3 protein-coding genes are annotated in these 4,022 nt (G+C 71.8%); 1 reads left to right on the top strand and 2 read right to left on the bottom strand.

The window, feature by feature from the left end; genetic code table 11:
* Positions 1–379: 379 nt before the first annotated feature.
* Entirely contained in the window at positions 380–916 is a 537-nt protein-coding gene (locus tag G5C65_RS32715) for a MarR family winged helix-turn-helix transcriptional regulator (protein ID WP_165302693.1), read from the bottom strand.
* 115 nt (positions 917–1,031) lie between these two features.
* On the opposite strand from G5C65_RS32715, the gene G5C65_RS32710 reads away from it, so the two are divergent.
* Complete coding sequence (locus tag G5C65_RS32710; RefSeq protein WP_165302694.1) at positions 1,032–2,339, top strand: MFS transporter; 1,308 nt, start codon at positions 1,032–1,034, stop codon at positions 2,337–2,339.
* Between the two features lie 28 nt (positions 2,340–2,367).
* Here G5C65_RS32710 and G5C65_RS32705 read toward each other — a convergent pair.
* Positions 2,368–4,022: ATP-binding SpoIIE family protein phosphatase (locus G5C65_RS32705; protein WP_165302692.1), on the bottom strand; the 1,655-nt coding region annotated here is incomplete at its 5' end.

The following is a 4,022-nucleotide window of genomic DNA, read 5'->3' as shown; positions in this document are numbered from 1 at the left end:
TGTAAACCCCTTGACGAGGCATACCAAAAATCTGGCGTTGACTACTTGGCACGCTGTTGAGTTCTCAAGGAACGGACGCTTCCTTCGGAAACCTCTCGGCTTTCCTCCGGGCGCTTCCCTTCGGTGTCTCCGACTCTATCAGATCCGTTTCCGTTTCTGACTCCCCCGGTCGGCGGGGGCGCCGTGCGGCACGTTCTCTACTTTAGGGGATTTCCCGGCCCGATTCAAAATCGAGCCTTTCACCGGGAATTTGGCATGTCAAATAAGCCCCGGCGAAGGGGAGCCTTGCTGAAGTAGGGTTGGCGCCGACGCGAACCCGTCGGGCTCGCTGGCAGCTCGGAGTACTTTACGGACCACCCGGACCCGTGTCAACTGAGCGTCACTCCAAGTCCGTCAGCCGGCCACCCGCGTCCGGCTGGGCGTCCTCGACGCGGCGGAGCAGCCGGGTGAGGAGCTCGCCGAGGTGGCCCCGCTCCTCCGCGTTGAGGTCCTGGAGGAGGTCCTCCTCGAAGACCGACGCCCTGCGCATGACCTCCAGCCACTTCTCCCGGCCCGCGTCGGTGATCCCGATGATCACCCGGACCCGGTTGTCCGGGTCCTGCTCCCGGGTGACCAGCCCCTGGCCGAGCATGCGGTCGATCCGGTGCGTCATCGCGGCCGGGGTCAGGCCGAGCCGCCGCGCGATGGTGCCCGGCCACAGCTGGTAGGGCTCGCCCGCCATCACCAGCTCCTTGAGCACCTCCCACTCGGCGCCGCCGAGGTTCAGCGTCGCGAGGTGGCGGCCGTACGCGACGTTCATACGGCGGTCGAGACGGCTCAGGGCGTTGACCACCTTCTCCACCTGGGGGTCCAGGTCGCGGTATTCGCGCTGGTAGATGGCGATCTGCTCGTCGAGCGTCGGCTGTCGGTCCGGCATGTGCGGAGTATGACACGGCTTCGCCTTGGCATTGAAGCCTTGCCCTGTGTAGTCTTCAACGTCGAACTTTAATCTGAAACTCTTCAGCCTCTTACTACGACCTGGGAAGGTGAGTGTGACCACCGTGATGGGCGCCGCGCTGCGTCGGATCCAGCTCGGCAACGCCCTCGCAGCATTCGGCAACGGCTTCACCGTGCCGTTCCTCTTCGTCTACGTCGCCAAGGTGCGCGACCTGGGCGACGGCACCGCCGGTGCCGTCCTCGCCGCCTTCGCCGCCGCCGCGCTCGCCGTGCTGCCGTTCACCGGACGGGTGATCGACCGGCGGGGTCCGATGGTGATGGTGGTCGCGGGTGCCGTCTCCGCCGCGCTGGGCGCGCTGAGCTTCGGCCTGTCCACGACCGCGCCCGCCGCGCTCGCCTCGTCAGCCCTGATGGGCGGCGGCATCGCGGTGCTGCAGCCCGCGCTGGCGACGCTGATCGTCTGGTGCTCGACCCGGGCCACCCGGTCCCGCGCCTTCGCCACCCAGTTCTTCCTGAACAACCTCGGGCTCGGCGTCGGCGGGCTCATCGGCGGGTTCCTGGTGGACGAGCACCGGCCCGCGAGCTTCACCGTGCTGTTCATCATCGAGGCGACCATGTTCATGGTGCTGCTGGCCGTCCTGGTGACGGTACGGGTGGCCCGTCCGGCCGCGGAGACTCCCTCCCCGGGCGCTGCCGACGGCGGCCCGGAGGAGCACCAGGGGTGGCGCGTCCTGCTGGGCGACCGGTCGATGGTGCTGCTGTGCGTGCTCGGGTTCGTGCTGTTCTTCGCGTGCTACGGACAGTTCGAGTCCGGCCTCTCGGCGTACGCCGTCGAGGTCACCCGGATCTCCACGTCCACCCTGGGCGTCGCGCTGGCCGCCAACACCGCGGTGATCGTGCTGGCGCAGTTCGTGGTGCTGCGGTTCGTCGAACGGAAGCGGCGCAGCCGGGTGGTGGCCGCGGTCGGGCTGATCTGGACCGTGGCGTGGCTGGCCGCGGGCGCCTCTGGGCTGGTGCACGGATCGCAGGCCGTCGCGACGGCGCTGCTGATCAGCACCTACGCCCTGTTCGGTGTCGGCGAGACGATGCTCTCGCCGACCGTGGCCCCTCTGGTCGCCGATCTGGCGCCCGCGCGGTACGTGGGGCAGTACAACTCGGCGTTCGCTCTGGTCAAGCAGCTCGCCCTGGCCGTGGGCCCCGCGGTGGGCGGCCTGATGGCCGCGGCCGGCGCCTACGGCCTGTACATCGGGATGCTGGTGGTGTGCTCGCTGGCGATCAGCGTGCTCGCCGGAGCGCTCGGCAGGCGGCTGTCCGCCGTACAGGACCGGCCGTCGCTGGTCGTCGCCCGGGGCGGCCCGCAGGCCGCCGAGCCGGAGTCGTCCACCGTGACCGCCGCCGCCTGACGTCCGGCCGCGGCGCGGCCCCGCCGGACTACCGGCCCGGGAGGGCGAACTCGCACCACACGGCCTTCCCTCCGCCCGGCGTGCGACGGCTGCCCCACGCGGAGGCGATGGTGGCGACGATGGAGATGCCGCGCCCCGACTCGTCCGCCGGTTCGGCACGGCGGCGGCGGGGCAGGTGCTCGTCGCCGTCCGTCACTTCCACGATCAGGCGGCGGTTGGTGCGGCGCAGCCGCAGCCGCATGGGCGGGGTGCCGTGCTGCAGCGAGTTGGCGACCAGTTCGCTGGCCGCCAGGACGCCCAGGTCGTGCAGCTCCGTGGGGAAGCGCCAGGAGGCGAGGACGCCCGAGGCGAAGGCACGCGCCCTGGGGGCCGCCTCCGTGCCGCCCAGCAGGTCCAGCGCGGCGCCACGGAACAGCTCCGCGTCGGCGCCCGTCCGGACGGGGTGCTGGAGGACGAGGAGGGCCACGTCGTCGTCGTGCTCCGCGGTGACGCCGAGGGAGCGCAGCAGGCGGTCGCAGATGATGTCCGGGGCCCCGGCCGCACCGGCGAAGGCGTCCTCCAGCGCGGCGACGCCCTCCTCGATGTCCGAGTCACGCCGCTCGACCAGCCCGTCCGTGTACAGCACGGCCGTCGAGCCGGGCTGCAGGGCGATCGTGCCGGTGGTGTGCAGCCAGCCGCCCGTACCGAGCGGCGGGCCCGTGTGGTCGGTGGCGCGGTGCACGGTGCCCTCCTCGTCCCGTACGAGGATGGGCAGATGGCCGGCGGAGGCGTAGCTCAGCAGTCCCTCGTTCGGGTCGTGCACCGCGTAGACACAGGTGGCGATCTGGTTGGCGTCGATCTCCGCGGCCAGCCCGTCGAGCAGTTGCAGGACCTCGTGGGGCGGAAGGTCGAGCCGGGCGTAGGCGCGCACGGCCGTACGGAGCTGCCCCATGACAGCCGCGGCCCGTACGCCCCGCCCCATGACATCGCCGATGACCAGTGCCGTGCGGCCCGCTCCGAGGGTGATGACGTCATACCAGTCGCCGCCGACGGCGGCTTCCGTGCCGCCCGGCTGGTAGGTGGCGGCGACGCGCAGGTCGTCGGGCTGCTCCAGTTCCTGGGGCAGCAGGCTGCGCTGCAGGGTGACGGCTGCCTCGCGCTGCCGGCGTTCGCTGGCGCGCAGCCGCTCGGCGGCCTCGACCTGGTCGGTGACATCGGCGGCGAAAATGAGCACCCCGCGGTCGCTGGCGGCCGTGGTGGGGGTGCAGGTGAAGGTGTAGTACCCGTCCCTGGCGGTGCCGTCCCGCGCCTCGTGGCTGCCGGGGACGCGGCGGGACTTGACAGTGCGGGGCTTGCCGCTGCGCAGCACCTGGTCCATCAGCGGCAGCAGCCCCAGCTCGACCAGCTCGGGCAGCGCCTCCCGGGCCGGGGCGCCGGGCGGGCGGCTGCCGAAGACGGACGCGTACGCGTCATTCACGAACGCGATGCGGTGCTCCGGCCCGTGCACCACGGCGGCCAGCGCGGGGACCTGGCCCAGCAGGCCCAGCAGGTCGTGGGAGGAGAGGGCGCCGATGCTCGGTCCGGACGTGCACTGCGGAGCACCGGCGGCGTGCGGCACGGAGCCCTGCGGTGCGGGCGCCGGCTGCGGAGCGCCGGGCTGCGGTGCAGCGGACGGATCGGCAGGCGGCGCGGGAGGCGGATCGG

This window comes from Streptomyces boncukensis (assembly GCF_011045075.1).
Lineage (GTDB): Bacteria > Actinomycetota > Actinomycetes > Streptomycetales > Streptomycetaceae > Streptomyces > Streptomyces boncukensis.
This window is presented reverse-complemented; position numbering and strand designations above follow the sequence as displayed.